Below are 22,694 nucleotides of genomic sequence, written 5' to 3'. Positions count from 1 at the left end.
ATTATGTCATCTGCTAACAACCTTAAAAAAAGTCTACTAGTGCTTGCACTTGCAACCACACTTGCAGCGTGTAGCGATAATGATAACGACCCAGTTGTTGAAGAGCCGGTCGTTGTTGAGCCAATTGTTGTAGAACCTGTGATCAGTGAGTTTACTATTACTTTTAGTAACTTAACTGCAGGACAGCCTTTGTCACCACTCTCTGTCATTGCTTTTGAAGATGAAGCACCTTGGTCATTCGGTACCACAGCTTCTGTTGGTTTAGAAATGCTTGCAGAAAGCGGTGCAAACGAAGAATACCTCAGCTACGAAAGTGCACTTGCTGCAGTTTCAGCTGAAGGCGCTATTGGCCCTGGTGAAACCACCACAGTAATAATTACTGTTGAAGAGCAAGAAACGCTTAATTTGTCATTTGCTGCCATGCTTGGGAATACAAATGATGCTTTTACCGGTCTTAGTTCTTTAGATGTATCAACATTAGAAGTTGGCGGTTCGTTATCACGCACTACGACTGCTTATGATGCGGGTACGGAAGCAAATACAGAAACAGCTGAAACTGTGCCAGGTCCTGCCGCTAGCGGTGAAGGGTTCAACGAAATACGTGACGATACAGCCGATATAATAACGATGCATCCAGGCATTGTTTCAAATCAAGATGGATTATCTACATCAGCACTTGGTGTTGAACATAAGTTTGATAACCCAGTATCGAAAATAGTAATTACGCGCACGCAGTAACGTTCCAGCTTGTAATGGGGAAGTAAGGGAGCACGGATGCCCCCCTTTTTACGAGGTAATACATGCGTCACGAAAAAATATTAGTAGTAGAAGATGACAGAGAAATAGGTAAGTTAATTACCACGCAGCTAACGTCGCTTAACTTACATGTTGATCATGTTGTAAGCGCAGAACTTGCCTTAAAAAAAATAGCTAAGCATCCCTACGGACTTATTTTACTCGATATAAACTTACCCCAAATGGATGGTTTAAGCTTATGCCGAAAAATAAAAGAGCATTACCCTACTACCTCCGTTATTTTACTCACCGCGCTTAGTAGCGATATGGACAGAGTTATTGGCCTTGAAATGGGCGCCGACGATTATATTTGTAAACCCTTTTTTGCACGCGAATTACAAGCCAGAGTAAAAACCCAATTACGCCACAGAGCACAACTACTCGCTAGCCAAAACAACGACAACTCCCCCGTTGATAGCGAACAAACACTAAATGTAGGCTCACTCAATATAGAATTTAGTTCGCACCAAGTGTATTTAGGCAAGCAAGCCCTCAACCTTACCGCCACCGAATTTGATTTACTCGTTTACTTTGCACGCCATCCTAATCATGTTTTTAGCCGCCAGCAGTTACTCGATAAAGTATGGGGTTACCAACACAGTGGCTACGAGCACACGGTTAATTCACATATAAACCGCTTACGTGCCAAGCTAGAAGAACACCAACAAGCGCCTATCATCGAAACAGTTTGGGGTGTTGGTTACAAACTAAACCCTAGCCAACTCAATTAAGACACCTATTATGAAATTATCTTTGTATCAAAAATTAGCTATATCGCTAGTCGTGATTTTTTGTTTTATTTGCGCCCTAGTTTACGGCTGGAGCAAGCAATTAGAACTGACTTCAAAACACCACGCCGAACAAAATCTGCACTTAGCGTTAGCGGAACATTTAGTACAAGATAACCCACTAATAAAAGAAGGTGTTTACGACTATAAAGCGCTTGAAAACCTCTTTCATACCTTAATGTTATTAGGTCCTGCGTTTGAATTTTATTTTGTAGACGAAACCGGAAAAATTCTTACTTACTCAGCAAAGCCGGGTAAAGTTAAACGCACGCATATTAGTTTAACGCCTTTAAAAAGGCTGATTAACGACCCAAGCGCTGCACCTATTTATGGTGATAATCCTCGTAATAAAGAGCAACAAAAAATATTTTCAGCCGCGCCAGTATTTAATCAAGATAAGCTACAAGGTTATTTATATGTAATTATTGGTGGTGAGGCTTACGATACCTCACTAAGCACTGTAAAAAATAATGATAAGTTATGGCTAGCTGCTTTATGGCTTGGCTCTGCACTCGCATTTTTATTTATTGCGATGCTAATTTTACTACGTTTTTTTACCAACCCAATTCAGCGCTTAGCACGCGATGTTAGTAATATTGAAGCCGCTAACTACAGCCTTACCGACACCAAGCTAAGTAACTATTCAACGCAAAAAAGTAACGAAGTGCATAGTTTAGGGCGAAGTATTCAAGCCATGCTAACGCGTATTAATGAGCAGTTTAAAGCGCTTGAACAAGGCGATAAACAACGCAAAGAGTTACTAACTCACTTATCGCACGACCTACGTACACCACTTGCTTCACTGCAGGGGTTTTTAGAAGTATTAAATCAGTCAGGCGAGCAGCTAAGTAAAAAAGAGCAGCAAGAATACTTGCAGGTATCGCTTAATAATTGTGGGCAATTAAAGCTACTCATAGAGCAAATATTTGAGCTTGCTCACTTAGAAAATGGCGAAATAAGTATAAATAAAGAAACCTTTAATTTAGGTGAGCTTATTTACGATTGCATGGCAAAATTTAGTTTAGCCGTTGATAAAAAAGGCATTAGTTTGTCGGTAGAACCTGCGATTTGTGATTTTCCTGTGGTTGCCGATATAGCTAAATTAGAGCGCGTGTTAAGTAACTTAATTGATAATGCAATTAGGCATACCCCTCGCGGCGGCAGCATTGCAGTACATGTAAAACGCAGTGACGATAATCAACTATTTGTGCATGTATCAGACACGGGCGTAGGCATAAAAGAAGATGAGCTGAATGCTATTTTTGATCCGCACTACCAAGCAAGTAATTCTAATAAAGAAGGGCGCCAGCAAGGTGGTTTAGGATTGGCTATTTGCAGAGGGTTATTAAAACTGATGGATAGCGAAATTTACGTACAAAGTGAAATTGGTAAAGGCACTATGTTTAGCTTTAACTTGCCACAAAAAAAGGTGCTTTCTTAAAAAGCACCTTATTGAGTTAAATCTATTTAAATATTAATTACTTTTTAATACCCGCTAAATCAAGCATAAATGCATAGTTTAGCGCGGTATCTTCTAAGCGTTTAAAGCGACCTGATGCACCACCGTGCCCTGCTTCCATATCTATTTTAAACAGTAACTTATTGTCATCAGTTTTATAGTCACGCAGCTTAGCAACCCATTTTGCAGGCTCAAAGTATTGAACTTGTGAATCGTGCAAACCAGTCGTAACTAGCATATTAGGATATGCTTGCTTAGTTACTTGGTCGTATGGCGAGTAAGACAGCATGTAATCGTAATACGCTTTTTCGTTCGGATTACCCCATTCGCCGTATTCATTTGTTGTAAGCGGAATACTCGCATCAAGCATCGTTGTTACTACATCTACAAACGGTACCGCAGCAACCATGCCTTTATAAAGCTCAGGCGCTTGGTTTGCTACTGCGCCCATTAATAAGCCACCAGCACTGCCACCTAACGCAAATATTTCATCTTTTGCGCCATACTTTTGAGAAACCAATGCTTTGGTTACGTCAACAAAGTCATTAAACGTATTCTTTTTAGTTAGTAGCTTGCCGTCTTCGTACCAAGGACGACCTAGCATTTGCGAACCACGTACATGGGCAATTGCAAATACAAAACCACGGTCTAACAAGCTCAAGCGTGAGCTTGAGAACGTTGGATCCATGGTTGCGCCATAAGAACCGTAACCATATTGCAGTAGCGGGTTAGTGCCATCTTTTTTAAACGCATCTTTACGGTAAACTAAACTTACCGGTACTTTTATGCCATCGCGTGCTGTTACAAAAATACGCTCTGAAGCGTAATTGTCAGCATCAAAATCACCTAACACAACCTGTTGCTTAAGAAGCGTTTTATCGCCAGTCGCTAAATTTACATCGTATGATGAGCCCGGAGTGGTCATGCTTGTGTAGTAAACACGTAACGTGCTGCTATCTATATCGTTATTGCCATAAGTACCAATTGTATAAGCGCTATCGTTAAAGCTCAGTGGTAACTCTTTGCCTGTTTTTAAATTACGCGCAATCAACTTTGATTGGCCCATTTCACGTTCTTGGTAAACTAAGTAGTCATTAAATAAATCAATGCCTTCGAGTTTAATATCATCGCGCGCTGGGATCACACTTTGCCAATTAGCCTTGTCGCCTGCTTTATCAATATCAACTTTCATCAGCTGAAAATTTACAGCATTTAAGTTAGTTACAATGTAGTAAGTATTCCCTAGCTTCGAAATATCATATTCAAGCCCTGCTTCGCGCTCAATTAAGCGTTTAGGCATTGCCTTAGTATCATCAGCACTTAATACAGATACGCCTGATGCAGCCGTGCTGCTGTGCCAAATATAAATTTCTGACTCATCTTTGCTTTTACTCATACCCATGTAGTAACTGGTATCAGTTTCTTCATAAATTAGCTCATCATCAGCTTGCGATGTACCTAATGTATGACGATACACTTGGTAACCTAGTAGAGTTTGTAAATCTTTTTTAATGTAGTAAACCGTTTTATTATCGTTTGCCCACACAATGCCACCGTTGGTGCCTTCAAGTGTGTCTTCGAGTAATTTACCGGTAGTTAAATCTTTTATTTTTACGCTATAAATACGACGGCTAACAGTATCTTCGCCATAAGCCATTAAATTGCCATTTGGGCTTACATCTAAACCACTTACTGCATAATAATCATGACCTTTAGCAAGCTCATTTACATCTAAAATAACTTGCTGATCGGTACCTGCAAAATCGCTGCTGCGTAAGTAAGTAGTGTACTCGTTATCGCCACGTGTTTGTGTTGAGTAAAAATAATCACCATTTTTAACTGGGACTGAATCATCGTCTTTTTGAATACGCCCTTTTAGCTCTTCAAACAACTCACTTTGCAGCGTTTTAGTATGTGCGAGCATTGCATCAGTATACGTATTTTCAGCTTCTAAGTAGTTAATTACCTCAGGTGCTTTACGTTCATCATCACGCAGCCAATAGTAATCATCTATACGTGTATCACCATGAATAGTCATTTCATGTGGCACTTTTTTAGCAACCGGCGCAACAGCTTGTGCAACTTGAACCGTTTTAACTTGTGTATTACTTTTTTTGGTTTCTTCAGGGGCTTGATTACAGCCACTTAAAATAGCGAGCGATAGTGCTGCGAGTGCGAATGGGTTGCGTTTCATCAGTCAAAGTCCTTGTTGTATTTTTATTTTTTATTAAGTAATTAAATATACCTAAAAACAACCTATGTTGTGATTTAGTTTGTGAAGCTATGTAAAAAGGGAGCCGAAGCTCCCTTTATATCACTATTTAGTTATAAAATTACTTTTGTTTACGACGACGTATGAATGCAAACGGCGCTACTAGTAATGTTAACCATGCAAGTGAACCAGATGAGCTCTTTTTGCTTTCTGGTGCTACAGTCTCTACTACTGGTGGTACAACTTTAGTAATACTTACAGTAACTACAGCAGGAGCAGATACATTACCGCGTACATCAATTGCAACAACTTGAAGTTCAGCTGATGAATCACCAGTTAACAATTCAGTATTAGTTACAACCACTTGTCCATCCGCATCAATACCAAAACCTTGGTGAGTACTTGATTGCACATAGTACTCTGACACATCTAAGTCTTGCTCAGACTCAGTGATAGTTAGTGCACCAACAACCGTTCCGTTAGCAGCATCTTCTGAAACACTAAACTCACCACCAACTAGCATTGGGGCGTCGATTGCAGGAAGCTCTAACTCAGTACTACTCATCACTTTAACAATATCCAAACCAGATGTTTGTGATAATGCAAATGGACCGCTTGCTTCAACAATTGCTTTTTCACCCGGTTTAAGTGAAGTAACTGCTTCGCCAGTTTCCATAGAAGTAAGCGTTACACTTGGAGATGCTCCAAATGTAGTTGAGCCTTCAATACTATCGGTCTGAGTGAATACACCTGTAACATATGAAGGGTAACCTACAGATGCTTTAAAGTTCATGTTTTCACCAAGTAATGAACCATCAACGTTTAGTAGCTCACTACAAGTTGAGAAGGTAATAGTATCTTCACCGGCTGAGTGATAAAGCGGAGTAACCCATGCCAACGAATCGTTACCAGCGCCATCAGTTTCACCAATTACTGTACGGCTACGGCCAGGGAATGCTGTTTCACGACCGCGGTCGTTATAGTTTTGCATAACTTGATCATAAACACCGTCATTATCAGTATCAACTTCTAATCTGTAGCCTGCTTGGAATACATGCGTTAATGGGTCGCGCAATTGGATAGACGACGTTACAAAAATACCAGAGTCACAAGAGCTATCTGCAAATGCAGAGAAAGTAGTCGCTAAAATATTAAACTCAGCTTCTTCTCGTGTTTTCTCTGTGCCTGTTGCAACAATGCTTTCTGCAAAAGGAGTAATGTCTGTTTGGCCGCTATTTTCAACAATAAGTGCCATTTCGTTATCAATGATTTGAGACGAAACGCTTAATTCTGTCGCAGCTTTTGGCATTGCATGATATACAACGTGTAAATCGTGGTCTGTATCAGTGCTTGCGTCATTAAATACCAATGCACCATCAAACTCTACTGAAGTAAGAGCAGCGCTTCTTGCAGCAATGTCGTCTGCACTAAATGGGTTTTCTAATTCCCACGCTGGTAGTTTTGTTGGATCAACAGTTAGCGTCACATCAAAGTTAATTGACTGACCTGCAGGGATTGTTACCGACTCAGGGAAATCCCAGCTAATTGCAGCTGTATCGTCATCATTTTGGTAGCGAGCTTCAGTACGCAGCGCATACGTTTTAGCATCTGATGAGAAGTTCTTAACAGTCACTGTTTTAGTTAGAGACTCTGTTCCAGCCATTGACACAAGGCCGAATGAAAGAGCCGCTTGTTTAGTATTAAACTGTGTATTATTAACCCATGCAGCAACTGGTAAGTTGACTGCTTTAGTTACATCAACCAAGCCTGAACCAATCATACTAATTGGAGCCAGTTCTGAGTCAGGACTGCTTGCTAAAGGCTCATTTGTTACATTTAAGTCAGCTGCATTCATTATTGTAGCTTTAATCTCAAATGCATTACGCTCAGGATGAGCTTCACGTACCATTGCAACAGCGCCGGCTGTAATAGGGCCTGAAAAAGATGTTCCAGATACAGGAGCTAGCTGATCTTGCGTGCCTGCTGCTGCAACTAATATACTAGTACCAGGAGCAGTAATTTCTGGTTTTAATAAACCATCCATCGAAGGGCCACGAGAAGAGAACGTAGCTACTGCACCTGCTGTAGTTTTAATTTTTACATCAATATCAAATGTTGCCGTATCGCCTGCAGCTAATTGAGCTTTTAAAGCAGCACCTGCAGCAAAATTAATACCTACACTTTTAATAGTTACATTGTCATCACTGCCACCCATTGGTGCAGGAGTGCCATCATCTGTGTTATTTGCAATCAGTACAAATTCAGCACCTTTCTTCTGTGCACTAAGTACTTTAACTGTAAATGCACATGCACCACGGTCAATTAAAACCGCTTTACCAGTAAAATCAACATCATCAGCAAAATCAACACAACCATCTTGGTTTGTGTCAGGGTACACTAAATCGATATCTGCACCTGTAATTACAAAGTCAGTTTGCGGACCAAAGCCTGATGCTTGAATATTACCTTCGATACCAGCAATAGTACCTGTAGCAGTACCAACTTCAGTTGTAGGATGAGTCATTGCGCCTACTGATAACGCATTTGGTGTCGTGCTTGGGCCACCAATACGGAATGGATGATCACCATCATTACCAGCTGAAATAACCATATTCACACCTAAATCAACAGCACGTTGAATTAGGTATTGCGCACCACCACCTGTATATGTATCGCCAAACTCGCCACCTAATGACATGTTCATAACATCTACGCGGTCTGAAATATCACCATCGCCATTTGGATCCATTGCAGCTTCTAATGCCGCAGCTTGAGCGGCACTTGGACAGCCACCACCACAAACAGAGTAAACATATAATTCAACATCTGGTGCAATACCATTTACTGAGTTTGAAGAAGACGTACCATGATTCGTTGCATCACCTGTAGAAGGAGAATTTGCAGCATCATTTTCAATTGGATCAGCATCGTCACGAATAAAATCGTAACCGCCTTGTACAATACCTTGTGGCCAATCAACCGTTGTAGGATCAGCTTGAGCAGCCTCGTATGCTTCTACAGTACCCTCACCACCAAATGCTTTGTGGGTATAGTCAATACCAGTATCTAGAACAGCCACACGCTGACCTTTACCAGTTACAATACCATCAACAATTAAAGGCTTAGCATTAATATAGTCAGACGTTGCAGCTACATGTAATTCGTAGTCAAACATCGGTAATACTTTAGCCACTCGTGAATCTTTAGCTATTTTAGCTAAGGCTTCTGGTGTCGCCTGCACAATTAATGTTGGTGCTAATATTTTTGTTTTACCAATTATTTTTGCATCAAAGTCTAAGCTACTAAGCTCGTTGGCCATCGTGTTTTGAAGCAACTCAACGTTAGCAATCATTTCACGACTGCTTGATGCTTCATAAGTGCCAGAAGCCACAGCATCAACAGAAGTTGCTGCACGTAAAACAATCATATGTGCTGAAGGCTGTTTTTGCTCAGATGCTAACTCTTTCACCTGTTCAGCAGCTTGAGGTGCAATCGTTGCATTAGGTAAAGTTGCCGCATTAACAAAAGTAGCAAGAAATGCACTTGAGACTGCCGTAGCTATAGCAGTTTTTTTTATTATATTTTTAGCCATGAGTTCCCCTTGGATAGGTTATGTATTATTGTATTTGTATTAATCAAAATGATTGTATTGTTGTACTGAATATAAAACTTTCGGTACAACCCAAGCAACACCTTGGTTACAAACACATGACATCAAATCCAAAAAACAAGAAAACATCACCCCAGCAAATTGATTTAAAACAATAAAGTTAAAAAATCATATTTGTGAACTAATGTAAACAACTCTAACTTTTTCTTGAGAAATGAATGAATAACGAAGTAATTAACATTTTAACCATGGCTAAAGTAATTCAAACGGCCGTTGCCCCTGTATTCTTAATCACGGGTATTGCTGCTACTTTAGGTGTTTTATCTAATCGTTTAGCACGAATTACCGATAGGGCACGTCAGCTAGAACGCAGACTAAAAGTAAGTACTGACGAGGACTTTAATAAATCACTCGCTACAGAGCTGCGCGCCCTTTTAAAGCGTTCTCGATGTATACATATTGCTTTTAGTTTGAGTGTATTAAGCGCACTACTTGTATGCGCTGTGGTTATGTTGTTATTTTTATCGCATATTCAATCTATAAACTTAGGCGTTACAATTGCCTGTTGTTTTGTAGCAGCAATGGCATTACTTATATGTGCATTTATGTCGTTACTTGGTGAGGTATTCTTAGCAACTAGAAGCATGCGTCGCGGGATGATATTTGCAGATATTGATATAAACGATTAAGTTTTAGTTAAATCTATCGTATTCACTTGAATAAATACGATGTTAGATACAAGATACCGAATTAAGAATTACAATTTTCAACAGGGGCAAACATGAAATTAAAAAAAGTATTAGCAACAATAGCACTGGCAACGTGTGCATTTAGCGTATCGGCAAATTCTGCATTTAAAGAACCAAGTGACGCGATTGAATACCGCCAAGCTGCGTTTTCAATGATTTCAGTGCAAATTGGTGACATGGGCGCAATGCTAAAAGGTAAAGTACCTTTTGACGCAGAGCAATTTAAAATGCGTGCTAACAACGCTGCTGCACTTTCAAAAATGCCATGGGAAGCGTTTTACGAAGGAACAGATAAAGGCGACACAGCTGCACTTGCTGCTGTTTGGGCCGAAAATGCAACCTTTGTTGAAAAAGCGAATGCTTTTGCAGCAAATGCAGATAAGCTAGCGTTAGCAGCCCAATCGGGCGATAAAGCCGTAATTGGTAAAGCTTTTGGCGCATGGGCTAAAGGCTGTAAAGATTGCCATAAGCAATTTAAAGATTAATTATTGTTGTAGCCAGTTTAACAACAATAAATAGATAATAAAAAAGCACTGAGCGTTAATAACGGTCAGTGCTTTTTTTATGTTTTTTATCTACGAGACTTTCACAGCTCGGCTTTTAAAAGGGCGCTTAAATAACGCACCAATATCGCCTAGAATAATATATAAACACGGTACTAATATAAGCGTTATTAACGTTGCAAACATCACTGCAAAGCCAAGTGCTACTGCCATAGGTATTACAAACTTAGCCTGCAGGCTTGTTTCAAACATAATAGGTAATACACCAGCAAAGGTTGTTATAGACGTTAATAGTATTGCTCTAAAGCGGGCACAACCAGCTTCTATTACTGCATTTTTAACGCTAACACCTTCGCGGCGAACTTGGTTTACATAATCTGTCATTACAAGTGAATCATTTATAACAACACCTGCTGCGGCAATTAAGCCAAATCCCGACATTAAGCTCATATCTAAATCAAACCAGTAATGACCCCAAATAGCCCCGGTTAAACTAAACGGAATAACCGACATTACAATAAGCGGTTGTGAATAGCTTTTAAGCGGCACAGCTAGCAGTATGTATACTAAAATCATTCCGCCAATAAAAAACATTATTTGCTCATTAGCTTGAGCTTGCTGCTCTTCTATTGCGCCACCAAGCTCTGATTTAACACTTGGGAATTCTTCTATTAGCTGTGGCAGTAGATTTTCTTTTACTTGCTTAACCACTTCGCCTGGCTCAATTTGCTCTTCATCAATATTGCCATAAACATACACGGTACGGTAACCACCTTCGCGGCGTATATAGCTAATACCTGGCGTTTCTGTTAGCTCTACTACATCACCAAGAAGTACTTCTCGCCCTTGTGGAGTAGTAACAACGGTGTGTTTAAGCGATGAAAATGCCTCACGAGTCAGCTTAGGGTAACGTACCATTACGCGTACTTCTTCGCCGTTTCGGATTACACGCTGTGCCTCGCCACCATAAAAACTAGCTCCCACTTGATTTGCAATACCTGCCAAATCTAAGCCTAAATCGTAAGCAACAGGTTTAAGGCTCATTTGCACTTCTTTGCTCGCAGGATCTATGGTTGAGCTAATATCAAACAACCCTTTTTGCTGTTGAAGTAATTGAATAAAACGACGACCCGCTTGATTTAAAGTATCTATGTCTGAGCCATACAGTAAATAGCCAAACTCGCCGCCGCCATTACCACCGCCGCCACCAACATCGTCTTGAATAGTTAACGACTTAATACCAGCAATAGTCGGCATAGCCTCACGCCACCGGCGAGAAAGCTCAAATGCATTGTATGGACGTGAATCTTCGTCAACTAATGGAGCTAGTAACTGCGACTCGGTTCTGCCTTGATTAAATACCAATACATCACGAATAATTTTTTGACCAAATTCACGTTCAGTCTCTTCATCGACTCTAAGTACCATAGCTTCTATTTCACGAATAGCAGCAATGGTTTGTAAGTCAGAAACGTTGTCGTTCATTTCTACTTGAATTTGTGGAAAGTCGTGCGGCACTTTAGGAGTTGGAACTGTACGTACTTTATTAGACGTAATAAGTGCAATACTGATTATAAACATTGCAATAAAAGCAAACAAAACAGTCCAGCGCCAATCAACACACTTAGCAATAAAACGTTTGTATGGGCCATTTACGAAACCAAAAAAGCGTGTATTGAAGCGATCGCGCCAACCACCCTTTTTAATCGGCGAAAAGTGCGTATGAGCAATGTGAGCTGGCAGTATCAGCTTTGATTCAATCAAACTAAATACTAAACACAGCATTACTACAACGGCTATACCATAAAAGAAGGCACTTTCTGGCCCGCTCGACATTGTGAATGGTGCAAATACAGCAATTGTTGTTAACACACCAAAGGTTGCAGGGGTCGCGACTCGGTTAGCGCCACGCACAACATTTTCTACACCACCGCCGCTTTTTTCAACTTCGGTGTAGGCAGCTTCCCCTATCACTATGGCATCATCCACCACTATGCCGAGCACCATTATAAAAGCGAATAACGAAATAATATTAATGCTAATGCCAAATAGTGGCATCATCATCATGGCCCCTAAAAAACAAACAGGTAAGCCAATCATTACCCAAAGCGCTAGTTTAAAACGCAAGAATAACGACAACATAATTGCCACCAAAATGGCACCTTGAAACAGGTTAGCTTTCATCATATCAAGGCGAGCATTTAGGTAGTAGGTCATATCCATTAATGGCTCTAATCGAATACCGGGCGGTAGCTGCTTATTTTTTTGATCAATAAACGCTTTAACCGAATCCGCAACGGGAATCATGTTTTGCTCTTGCGTTGCTTTTACCGATAAATACACCGCGTTTTCGCCATTAAACTTAAAGTAGCGCTCACCTTCGGTAAATTGATCTTTAATAACTGCAATATCTTGCAGTAAAACTTTAGCGCCATACTCGCCAATTTTTACCGGAATTTGCCTAAACTCTTCACCTGAGTAAAACTGATTCTCGACGCGAACAGAAATAACACCTGCGTCTGTTTTTAGCTGCCCCGCCGAAAAGTTAGCTGAGTAACGGCGTACCGCATTCATCACATCACTAAGGGTTAGATTATATTGGCGCAGCGTATCGGGCTCTATTTCAATTGCTATTTCATCAAGAGGAACATCGTTTACCACTAACGACACGTTAGATAACTGTAGTAACTCATCCTCTATTTGGTTTGCTATAGGCTTAAGCTCTGTAAGTGGTAAGTCAGCAACGAGCGTCATACCTATAACGTCTTGCCTAAACTCAACCTGACTTATGGTGACCGGTTCCATACCCGCCGGAAAAGTCGCAATACCATCAACACGCAACTTTACTTTATCAAGCACATCGGTAAGTTTTGCATCGGTGTTTATTTCCAGGCTTGCTGTACCGCCATTTCTAAATGCGCGATACACGCCTTTTTTAATTTCGGTTATATCTTTAAGTGACTCTTCCACTTTTATAAGAATACTTTCTTCTATTTCCTGAGGAGAGGCACCTGGGTAATTAGCCTCAATATTAATGTAGTTAATCTCTACATTAGGAAACATTTGACGCTGAATCGTAAAGTAACTTATAGCCCCCATAATAATGATAAAAAACATCATTAAATTAGCGGCTACTGAATTATTAGCAAAGTAGGCAATTAGCCCTGTTTGTTTTTGTTGTGTTGACTCGCTCATAACTATTACACCCTACAGCTGTTGCGTGTTTGAAGTGCTCGTTTCTGAGCTTTCAGGTTTTGCAGCTACACCTGCAATTTTAACCTGCATTCCTTTTTGCGGGTATTCAGGTAAAGTAATAACAAGTTTGTCATCGGCATTTAAACCACTGCTAATATAAAAATACTCACCCTCTTCACGAATAACCGTTACTTTGCGAGGCTCTAGTTCTTGATTTTCGTTTACTACCCACACAGTCTGATTGTTAACCAAAGCTTGCGGTAAACGGTAAATATTATTAAGCATTGCACCTGCAAAATTTACCTGTACGTAGCTGCCAAACTTAATGGCTGGTTGTATGTTTTTAAGACCGTATGGGTCTTCTATACGCACGACTAGACTGCTCATACGCGTAGCGTTATCAACAATCCCTAGGTCGCGGTCAATTACACCTTCTCGGGTAAAGCTGTTTAGGCCTTTTTGAATAATCGTTGCGGTAATACCTTTAATACGCTCTGGTAAAAAAACGCTATCGAACCCTGCTATAGGAATAATCACTTCAGCAGTTTCAATATTATTGAGCTCAGCAACTTGCGAACCCATAGTGACAAATTGACCAACACCTACATTTCGGCTAATAACCAATGCATCGTAAGGGGCTGTTACTTCACAATTATCTAAGTCACGTTGTGCACGTTTTAATGCAGCTTGCGCCGACTTTACAGATGCCTGCGCACTTAACACTTGAGGCTTACGTAAAAATAAGTCGGTACGCGCTTTACTTGGAAAACGCTTTGCTTCATCTGCGGCTACTTGAGCTTGGGCCTGCTCTTCAATTAAGCCTGCTTGTGCACGAGCAATTTCTGCCTCTGCAACAAGTACTGCTGCTTCGTAGTTGTCTTTTTCGATAGTGAATAACGTTTCACCGCGAGCAACGATGCCACCGGCTACAAAATTAGGATGCCAACTTAACACTTCACCCGACACCTGCGCTGAAAGCTGTGTACTTTCAAGAGGCTTTACTTCACCGTAGCTATTAATAATAACTTGATGATCGTTTGCAGCCACTGGCTCAACTTGCACTGTTGGACGAGTATCAATTACTTCTTTTTTTTCTGGCTCTTGTGCAATGGCATTTATTCCCATAAAGCCAACAACACCAACAATTAGCGCTACAAATGGAAAAACCCATCTAAGTGAATTTGTTTGCATATCCTATTATCCCCAAAATTCTATTAACGTCATAATACCAGAGCCATATGAAACATTAAGGTGACATTTGTAAGCAACTGTTGCAAATACATATAAACCGCTGCTATTTAGGGCTATAGAATATAACTTTACATGCAGCTCATCTCATTCGTTATATTTTGTTACAAACTTTTATTCATTAATATCAGTTAATTAGCGTTAAACACTTAAATTTCATCGCGAAGATGTGCGAAATTAAATTAATTTACGTACAGTCCAATTAAATTAACAAATATTAAAAGTCTCAAAATGAAATTAACGACCATCACCCTTGCGCTTAGCTTAGCGTTTAGCAGCCATGCATTTGCAGCCGATAAAAAAGACGAAAAAGAGTCAAAAACACTTAGCGAAATGATCAAAGGACAAACCGAATTTGCCGGTATATTTAGCCTTTATCAAGACGAAAAAACCGGTAAGCACCTTATGGTGATTAACGAGTCCCAACTTAATACGCCGTTTGTATATTTTGCGCACACTGTCGATGGCGTTACAGATGCAGGCCATTATCGTGGTTCGTACCGTGAAACTAAGTTAATTGAATTTAGAAAATACTTTGATCGTATCGATATCATTAGCAAAACACCTCGCTACAAATTTGACGAAAACAGTGCAATTTCAAAAGCGAGTGATGCCAATATTAGTGAAGCGGTACTTGCGAGCATTAAAATAGAAAAAGAAGAAGACGGTAAAATAGCATTTAACGTAAATAAGTTATTTTTAAGCGAAGCACTTCATAAAGTATCACCTACGCCAAATCCAGCTGATAAAAACGCCAAAAAGCGCTTTAAAGTAGGCAAATTAGACGATAAAAAATCACGCATTATTAAACAGCGTCCATACCCTAATAATCTAGACGTGGTTGTTGATTACGTATTTACTAACCCAAGCCCAACGGTACGTGGCTCAAATGCAGTAAGCGACCCACGTAGCGTATCGGTAAAAGTTCAGCACTCGTTTGTTGCTTTACCTAGCAATAACTACGCACCACGTATGGATGATGCGCGCATTGGTTATTTTACAAATCAATTTGATCAAATGACATCTGCCGATTGGGCACCTTATGAAGATGTTATAAAACGTTGGGATCTACAAAAGAAAGACCCTAGTGCAGCACTTTCAGAGCCAGTAAAACCAATTACTTGGTGGATAGAAAACACCACACCCATTGAATGGCGCGATACTATTCGTGACGCTGTTTTAACGTGGAATACTTCTTTTGAAAAAGCCGGTTTTAAAAATGCCTTAGAGGTAAAAGTACAACCAGATGATGCAGACTGGGATGCGGGCGATATTAATTACAACGTACTGCGTTGGACTTCGTCACCTAAGCCTCCATTTGGCGGATACGGACCAGCACTTGCTAACCCATTAACAGGCGAAATACTGGGCTCAGACATTATGCTTGAGTTTGTATTTATGAAAAACCGTTGGATTTACGACACACTTTTCACTCAAGGAACAATGAGCCACGGTGAAGCAACAAATACCGGTGAGCTAAATTGCTCGCTAGGGCATGAGATTCAACAAAATCTAATGCTTGCCAAAGGTCTTGCTAGCGGCGACAAAATTGAAGATAAAGAAATGCTTCGCCAAGGTCTAACGCAATTGGTACTTCACGAAGTTGGCCATACTTTAGGTCTTAACCACAATATGAAATCATCTATTTTGTGGGATGAAAAAGAAGTACACGACAAAAACAAAACCCAAGGCATAGTAACCGGTTCTGTTATGGATTATGCACCCGCTAACATTGCCCCAATTGGTATGCAGCAAGGTGATATTTTTCAAACAAAACCAGGCCCTTATGATGATTGGGCTATTAACTATGGCTACAGCGAAGCACTTGCAGATGAAACTGCTGAGCAAGCTAGACTTGAAAAAATACTTGCTCGTTCAAGTGAACATGCCCTTGCCTTTGGTAACGATGCAGACGATATGCGCGCACCAGGTCGCCATATCGATCCACGTGTCATGATTGGTGATTTGTCGTCAAATCCTGCGGCCTATGGCGCAGATCGTATGGCGTTAATTAATAAATTATTTACTGAGCTAAAAGATAAAGCAACGGTTAAAGGTGAGTCTTACCAACAGCTTGTTACCTCTGCTAATAGCTTATTTGGTCAATACCGAGCTCAAGCAGGTGTTGTTTCTCGCCAAATTGGTGGTGTGTACGTTGAGCGTGCTGTAGTGGGTGATGCAAACGCAGATAAACCATTTACACCGGTATCTCTTGAACGTCAAACACAAGCGATGGATATACTCGCAAAGTTTGTATTTGCACCAGACGTACTACAAAACATGCAACCTCTATATAGCTACTTGCAACTGCAACGTCGTGGCTTTAATCACTTTGGTAAAAATGAAGACCCTAAAGCACACAAAATGATTTTAGGGATGCAAAAGTCTGTACTTGCGCAGCTATTACACCCAGCCGTATTACTGCGTATTTCTGATACTGCTTTGTACGGCAATGAATATAGCCTAACTCAGTTTATGCAAGATTTAACCGCTAATATTTTTGTGAAAAGCAAAGACGCAAATTCTATTAGTCACAACTTACAAATTGAGTATGTTAATCAGCTAATCGCAATTGCAGGTCTTGGCAAAGCAAGTAAGTACGATAACTTAGCTAAAACAGCTGCGTTATATCAGCTAACTCAAATAGCCGATACCAGCACTGCTTGGGGTGCAGATACAGCAACTAAAGCGCATAAAAAATATATTGATCGCTTAATTGCAAAAGCACTAGAAGCGTAAAATATCTCTACTAATTGAGTAAACCAAGGCCACGTTTAACGTGGCCTTTTTTATCACTTAATTCACAGATCAAATATAGATAGTGCCTTTTAAATACCTTACAGCATGCCCCGTTAAGGTGACGGTTGTATCACCCACTTCACATAGTAAATACCCGCCTCTGCTTGAAGCCTGATAAGCGCTTAACGTAGTTTTACCCAATTGCTGCGCCCAGTAAGGTGCCAAGCCAGTATGAATAGAGCCTGTTACATAATCTTCGTCGCCACCGCTTGCAGGCCAAAAATAACGAGATATAAAATCATATTCAGCACTTGGAGCAGTGGCCACTACATCAAGTGGATAAAGCGTTTTTAAAAGCTCTGAGCTAGTTTTTAATTCAAGTATTTGATCGGCGTTTTCATAAATAACAAAGTAGGCTTGGCGATTTTTAAGCACTTTACTCGGTTGTATAGACAGGCCATCAAGCAGTTGCTGAGGCACATTTTGCACTTCAACCGGTGCTTGTATTGGAAAGGTCATTGCAAAGCTACCATCAGCGTTTTTATTAACGATTAGCTCGCCCACCGCATCAGCAATAAAGCGAATTTGCGATATGTTATGCTCTTCACATAAAACATAGGCAGCCGCAAGTGTGGCGTGACCACAAAAATCGATTTCCATTAACGGCGAAAACCAACGAATAACAAAACTTCCATCGTCTTGCAGGCAGGTAAAAGCAGTTTCAGATACGTTATTCTCAGCGCCAATCTTTAGCAATAAATCGTCACTTAACCACGATTCTAGTGGGATCACTGCCGCATAGTTACCTTTGAATAACTCATTCGTAAACGCATCAATTTGATGAATAGCTAATTGCATTGTTTAAACTTTGTAATGATTAATAGCTTAAAACTGCCATACCTAAACTAAATTAGCACTTTTATTTTGGCTTTAAGCCATTACAGGCCGCATTCTATAATATTGCATACAACCAAATTGCACAGCATTGGTAAGCAACAGCATAATAAACATAAGTAAGTGCGCCGTGCTTGGAGCCGCTGTTGTAAGCTCAACAACTAAGCCGCAAATACCAGCAATAAACTGCAAGCTAAAGTAGCGCGCGCTTAAATTACTTACATTACCCGTACGCAATGTTTTATAAGTTTGCGGCATAACACGTACCGAACTCATCACAAGGCCAACATACGTTAAAGCGCTTAATACCGTTGCAGTATCGAGGCTTGAATTCAAAAGCAGTGAAAAAGGCAGTAACGAAAAACCTAGCATAGTAAACAACTGTACCCGTTCTCGTTTAGCTGCGTTGAAACGTGCAAAAAAATACAAAATAAGTCCGCTTAACGCACCAGTTACAATAAATGGTAACGCAATATAAAAACGCTCAAAATAAATATTGTAGGTTATAAAATAAAGGCTTTGTGCTAACCCAAACGTCATCATCAATAGTGATAAACCTGAGACACTACGATTTTTTCGAATTTTGTTTAGTAATGGTAAAAAACTAAAAACCAAAATAAATGAAGACAATATAGGCAAATAATGCGCCAAAGCAACCTCGCTCGTTACATAAATGTTAATTAAAAGCAGAAATAAAAACATTTAATAAACATTTGCTTTAAAAGGCTTTTACTATGAGCGCGGCATTGTAGAGCCGCGTAAATTTAACTCAACTAAATAAGAAATTCTTGTTTTAGGTACTGGCAAGCTAGGTATACAAAAACCGTAGAATTAAGTTCACGGTTTACCGGTTTAATAGAAAGCCTCACCGCTAATCTATTAAATAAAAATGATAGTTGTTATCATGCGCAAGTCATTAACTGCTGTATATAAAACTACCTATGAGAAAAACTCTTTTTAAAATTCACAGTTGGATCGCTCTAATAGCTATCATTCCATTGATTGTTATTAGTATTACAGGGAGCGTATTAGTTTTTAAAAGTGAAATAGATGGCTTACTTATGCCAAGCAGCCACTTTGTTGTAAATGCACTGCCAGAGCGCATGCCAATCGACACGTTAATTGCAAAAACAGAGCATGCTTACCCTGAATATGTAGTAGGTAGTTGGGAAATATTTAACAATGATACAGCTGATCGGGTTTACTTAGTCAAACGCGGCACAGAGCAATGGTATAAGTTTCATTTAAACCAGTATACGGGTGACATTTTGTCTGAACCTGTTGGTACCAGCCATTATTTTACCGATTGGTTTTTAGAACTACATTACACTTTTTTACTGAACGACTTTAAAAACCTGCCAGGGCAAACAGGCACTGTACTAGGCTTCTTTTTTGCTCTGTTTTTATTGGTATTAGGTATTACTGGGCTTATTATTTATCGTAAATTTTGGCAGCGTCTATTTAGTGTGCGCTGGCGTGCAACACTGCAAATTGTACTTAGCGACATTCATAAAATGACGGGGGTTATAGGATCTCCCATCATTATTATTTTAGCTATCACAGGTGGCTACTTTAACTGGGCGGTGTGGTATCACGAAGTTATTGAACACGCAGAGGAAGAACACTTTGTACTAACCAAAAACCTACACAGTAGCGATATTTCGTTTCAACGCATACTTGATGACAGTAAAAAGCAAATCCCCACTTTTAACGGTACGTTTTTAGTTATACCACTCGAGCCTGACGAAAACATTACCTTATTCGGCGAAGTCGATACCGCCAACCCACTTGCTAGTGAGTATGCCAATACGGTTAGCTATAACAAGCTAACAGGCGAGCACATAGCTAACTGGGATATTCGCGAAGTAGGCGTTGGCTGGCAGGTAATTGATAGTTTTAGAAAACTTCATTTTGGCTACTTTGCAGGGCTAATAAGTAAAATACTGTGGTGCGTAATTGGTTTAAGCCCAGTGTGGCTAGCAGGTACTGGTTTTTACTTATGGTTTACTCGCCGAAAACGTAAAAAACAATCACAAAAAAACCGTTTAAGTAAACGCCAAGTCACTAACGTTTAAAAATAATAGCTTATGATTCATTTAATAATAAGCTATTTATAAATTATAAAAACAGCACTCTACATATTATTTATAGAAGAGAGTGCGCAATAATACTTAGTCATTTTGAGGGAGTAAACCTAACGCTAGTTGCATTAAAAACGTCTCATTTAGAACAACTAAGTAACTAAATTTTTGCCTTACTATCGACAAGATTTTTCTGCCTAAAAAGAATTATTAATTAATCTTCGCACATCCAAAAAAATGTTATCGCCAGCCTTTTAGTATTTAAATCATCTCCAAAATACTCAGATGCACTGTGAACAATACTACCTTTAAATATAATTAAACGATTAAAGCGATTCTCAATATCTATGTCTTTATACCATGCGCTATATGGAAGGCTACTTACATTAAGTGCATCAACAAGGTTAGCATAAGGAGGATCGACAATATTTCCTCCTGCCGCTTCATTTGCATACTTTAAACGATAAAAAGAGGTACCGGCAGAGGTAATTGGATCAGGATTTAAATACAAAACAGCAGCGTATCTACATAAATAACGATTATCTACATGAGGCCTAGAAGCCCCTTCTTCAGCCCCCACTAAAATTGCAGTATTGGTATCAACTACAACCTTATTGGAATCAGCAACCCATAATTTATTTTTTTTGATAACTGACTTAACATATTTTTCTATTTTTTTAAGCTGTTTACTATTTAGAGCATTAGGAGTGCGCATTCCAGGCCAAAGTTCTTTGGTATACGGCTTACCGTACTTCCAAACCTCTTTTTTTAAACATGAAGAACGAATAGCCATTGCTTCTTCATGTTTAAAAAACTCATCAACAACCCAATAGTTACTACCTAGTTCTGGCTTTTCATACCTTAAACCAGGTGCGTCGGAGGGGACGCTTGGAAGTACAACGCTCTTGGGAACTTTCTGATGCTTAAATGACATTGTCAAAATACTTATTTTATTAAAACAGCTCAGAATATAACATTTACTTAACAGTCATTTAAAGTGAATAATAAAACTCTACTTAGCGCATACCCAAAGCTACTACCGTTATTTTGCCTACAGCTCTGTATTAGGGCTGAGGGCATAGTTTATTAGTGTTTCATTATAGAACTATGGTCACATTAGTATTTAAGCCAAAATTTTATACATCGTAAATTTAGCATTAGTCCATTTATAAAATTTTTAGAAAAAACATCTATAACATTGATTAAAAACCCACCACATTGTAATGTAAAAATTAACAAAGGAGTGGGTTATGATATTTATCAAAATAGTTATTAGTATTACCTTTTTATTTTTAGTTGGATGTAACACAACCAAGGTTCAGCAAGTAGAACAACAAGTAGGGCTTGAACAACTATTAAACCATTCTTTGTTTAATAAACTCGACACACCTTCTGAGCACAGTATTTTTGAGTTACCGGATGCTGAAAAAGAAATGTTTTTAGCTTACGCCGAAAACCAAAAGCTATCCCAAATCCGTGATGACCGTATAATTTACAACTACCTCGAAAGCCAGATAGCTAACTTTAAATACCATGGCGATACACTTACTTCAGCTCAAACCTTAAAGCGTTCGCAAGGTAATTGCATTAGTTTAGCCATTTTAACGCAAAGCTACGCACAAGCTCTTGGGTTAGAAACAAGCTTTCAAGAAGTTACAAGTAAGCCCATATACGCAAAAGAAAATAATGTTGTTTATGTCGCTAATCACTTTAGAACAAAAGTATATGCTCCAAAAGTAGAGAAAAAAGATGATAATATTATTGAGTTTTTCAGAGCAGGCACATTAATCGACTACTTCCCTACCCGTCGCAGTTTTTATTCAAGCAGCGCAGACTATAACGATTTAGTTTCTAAGTTTTATAGTAATTTAGCTGCCATAGCATTGGCAGACAAACAACTGGATATTGCTTACTCTCTTATTTTACAAGCGAATAAATTTACACCAAATGATGCAGAGCTATTTAACATAGCGGGCATTTTACATCGCCGAGCTGGTGATTTACAAAGCGCTAAAAACATCTATCAAACAGCACTTAGTAATAACGAAATAAGCATTAATTTAATCAGCAACTATCAGCTTTTAGCTAAAAAGTTAGGCGACAAAGAGCTTGTTAAAGAGCTCACCTCACAATTAGTTAATAAAGAAAAAGACCCATACGAATTACTAGTGATCGCTAAAAACAACTTACAAGCTGGCCACGCTCATCAGGCTAAAGCACACCTTGAGCAAGCGATTACTAAAGCGCCTTACATTGCTGAGCTATACTTGGAACTCGCAAAAGTTCGCTATCAACAAGGTAATATTAAACAAACACAAACCTTACTTGAGAAAGCAATTGAACTAGAACGTGATAATCAAAAACTCGATGTATATCAAGCTAAGTTACTATCCTTGCAGATGGATAAGTAACTTAGCCAAT

General features: G+C 39.4%; 15 protein-coding genes. 8 read left to right on the top strand and 7 right to left on the bottom strand.

Features of this window, described 5'->3' with window-relative positions:
* The first annotated feature begins 3 nt into the window (after nt 1–3).
* From P20429_RS17015 to P20429_RS17025, 3 genes are all read left to right on the top strand, one after another.
* On the top strand, nt 4–738 hold the full coding sequence (locus tag P20429_RS17015) for a spondin domain-containing protein (RefSeq protein ID WP_002962335.1): 735 nt from the start codon (nt 4–6) through the stop codon (nt 736–738).
* Between the two features lie 62 nt (nt 739–800).
* Nucleotides 801–1,526, top strand: coding sequence for a response regulator transcription factor (locus P20429_RS17020; protein WP_007580488.1), 726 nt, complete (start codon nt 801–803; stop codon nt 1,524–1,526).
* A gap of 10 nt (nt 1,527–1,536) precedes the next feature.
* Entirely contained in the window at nt 1,537–3,024 is a 1,488-nt protein-coding gene (locus P20429_RS17025; RefSeq protein ID WP_007580487.1) for a cell wall metabolism sensor histidine kinase WalK, read from the top strand.
* Nucleotides 3,025–3,061: 37 nt separating this feature from the next.
* Here the strand turns inward: P20429_RS17025 and P20429_RS17030 are convergent, their stop codons facing one another.
* Nucleotides 3,062–5,236 carry a S9 family peptidase gene (locus tag P20429_RS17030; protein WP_007580486.1) on the bottom strand — a complete coding sequence of 725 codons (2,175 nt, stop codon included), beginning with the start codon at nt 5,234–5,236 and terminating at the stop codon, nt 3,062–3,064.
* Nucleotides 5,237–5,375: 139 nt separating this feature from the next.
* Nucleotides 5,376–8,846, bottom strand: coding sequence for a S8 family serine peptidase (locus P20429_RS17035; protein ID WP_007580485.1), 3,471 nt, complete (start codon nt 8,844–8,846; stop codon nt 5,376–5,378).
* Between the two features lie 236 nt (nt 8,847–9,082).
* Between P20429_RS17035 and P20429_RS17040 the strand changes: the two genes are divergently transcribed.
* Together P20429_RS17040 and P20429_RS17045 are read left to right on the top strand one after the other, a co-directional pair.
* Nucleotides 9,083–9,553: a DUF2721 domain-containing protein gene (locus P20429_RS17040; protein WP_007377300.1), complete on the top strand. Its 471-nt coding sequence runs from the start codon at nt 9,083–9,085 to the stop codon at nt 9,551–9,553.
* 92 nt (nt 9,554–9,645) lie between these two features.
* On the top strand, nt 9,646–10,098 hold the full coding sequence (locus P20429_RS17045) for a cytochrome c (protein WP_007580483.1): 453 nt from the start codon (nt 9,646–9,648) through the stop codon (nt 10,096–10,098).
* A gap of 90 nt (nt 10,099–10,188) precedes the next feature.
* Here the strand turns inward: P20429_RS17045 and P20429_RS17050 are convergent, their stop codons facing one another.
* Together P20429_RS17050 and P20429_RS17055 are read right to left on the bottom strand one after the other, a co-directional pair.
* Nucleotides 10,189–13,311, bottom strand: coding sequence for an efflux RND transporter permease subunit (locus tag P20429_RS17050; RefSeq protein WP_007580482.1), 3,123 nt, complete (start codon nt 13,309–13,311; stop codon nt 10,189–10,191).
* Between the two features lie 12 nt (nt 13,312–13,323).
* The gene (locus tag P20429_RS17055; RefSeq protein WP_007580481.1) at nt 13,324–14,502 is read right to left on the bottom strand and encodes an efflux RND transporter periplasmic adaptor subunit; all 1,179 of its coding nucleotides are present in this window, start codon (nt 14,500–14,502) and stop codon (nt 13,324–13,326) included.
* A 288-nt stretch (nt 14,503–14,790) separates the two neighbouring features.
* On the opposite strand from P20429_RS17055, the gene P20429_RS17060 reads away from it, so the two are divergent.
* Nucleotides 14,791–17,298: a zinc-dependent metalloprotease gene (locus tag P20429_RS17060; protein WP_007580480.1), complete on the top strand. Its 2,508-nt coding sequence runs from the start codon at nt 14,791–14,793 to the stop codon at nt 17,296–17,298.
* A 69-nt stretch (nt 17,299–17,367) separates the two neighbouring features.
* Here the strand turns inward: P20429_RS17060 and P20429_RS17065 are convergent, their stop codons facing one another.
* Complete coding sequence (locus P20429_RS17065) at nt 17,368–18,156, bottom strand: PhzF family phenazine biosynthesis protein (RefSeq protein ID WP_007580479.1); 789 nt, start codon at nt 18,154–18,156, stop codon at nt 17,368–17,370.
* A 72-nt stretch (nt 18,157–18,228) separates the two neighbouring features.
* The gene (locus P20429_RS17070) at nt 18,229–18,843 is read right to left on the bottom strand and encodes a PQ-loop repeat-containing protein (protein WP_033026273.1); all 615 of its coding nucleotides are present in this window, start codon (nt 18,841–18,843) and stop codon (nt 18,229–18,231) included.
* Nucleotides 18,844–19,133: 290 nt separating this feature from the next.
* Here P20429_RS17070 and P20429_RS17075 point away from each other — a divergent pair, with 290 nt between their 5' ends.
* Nucleotides 19,134–20,267, top strand: coding sequence for a PepSY domain-containing protein (locus tag P20429_RS17075; RefSeq protein ID WP_033026267.1), 1,134 nt, complete (start codon nt 19,134–19,136; stop codon nt 20,265–20,267).
* Between the two features lie 220 nt (nt 20,268–20,487).
* Here P20429_RS17075 and P20429_RS17080 read toward each other — a convergent pair whose 3' ends face one another.
* Nucleotides 20,488–21,207: a DUF6445 family protein gene (locus P20429_RS17080; protein WP_007580474.1), complete on the bottom strand. Its 720-nt coding sequence runs from the start codon at nt 21,205–21,207 to the stop codon at nt 20,488–20,490.
* Between the two features lie 316 nt (nt 21,208–21,523).
* Between P20429_RS17080 and P20429_RS17085 the strand changes: the two genes are divergently transcribed.
* Entirely contained in the window at nt 21,524–22,684 is a 1,161-nt protein-coding gene (locus P20429_RS17085; RefSeq protein ID WP_007580472.1) for a lipopolysaccharide assembly protein LapB, read from the top strand.
* The last annotated feature ends 10 nt before the right edge of the window (nt 22,685–22,694 follow it).

Origin of the sequence: Pseudoalteromonas sp. BSi20429, assembly GCF_000238895.1 — a bacterium.
Classification (GTDB): domain Bacteria; phylum Pseudomonadota; class Gammaproteobacteria; order Enterobacterales; family Alteromonadaceae; genus Pseudoalteromonas; species Pseudoalteromonas arctica.
Note: the sequence above shows the minus strand (reverse complement) of the source record. Positions and strands in the feature narration are given on the sequence as shown.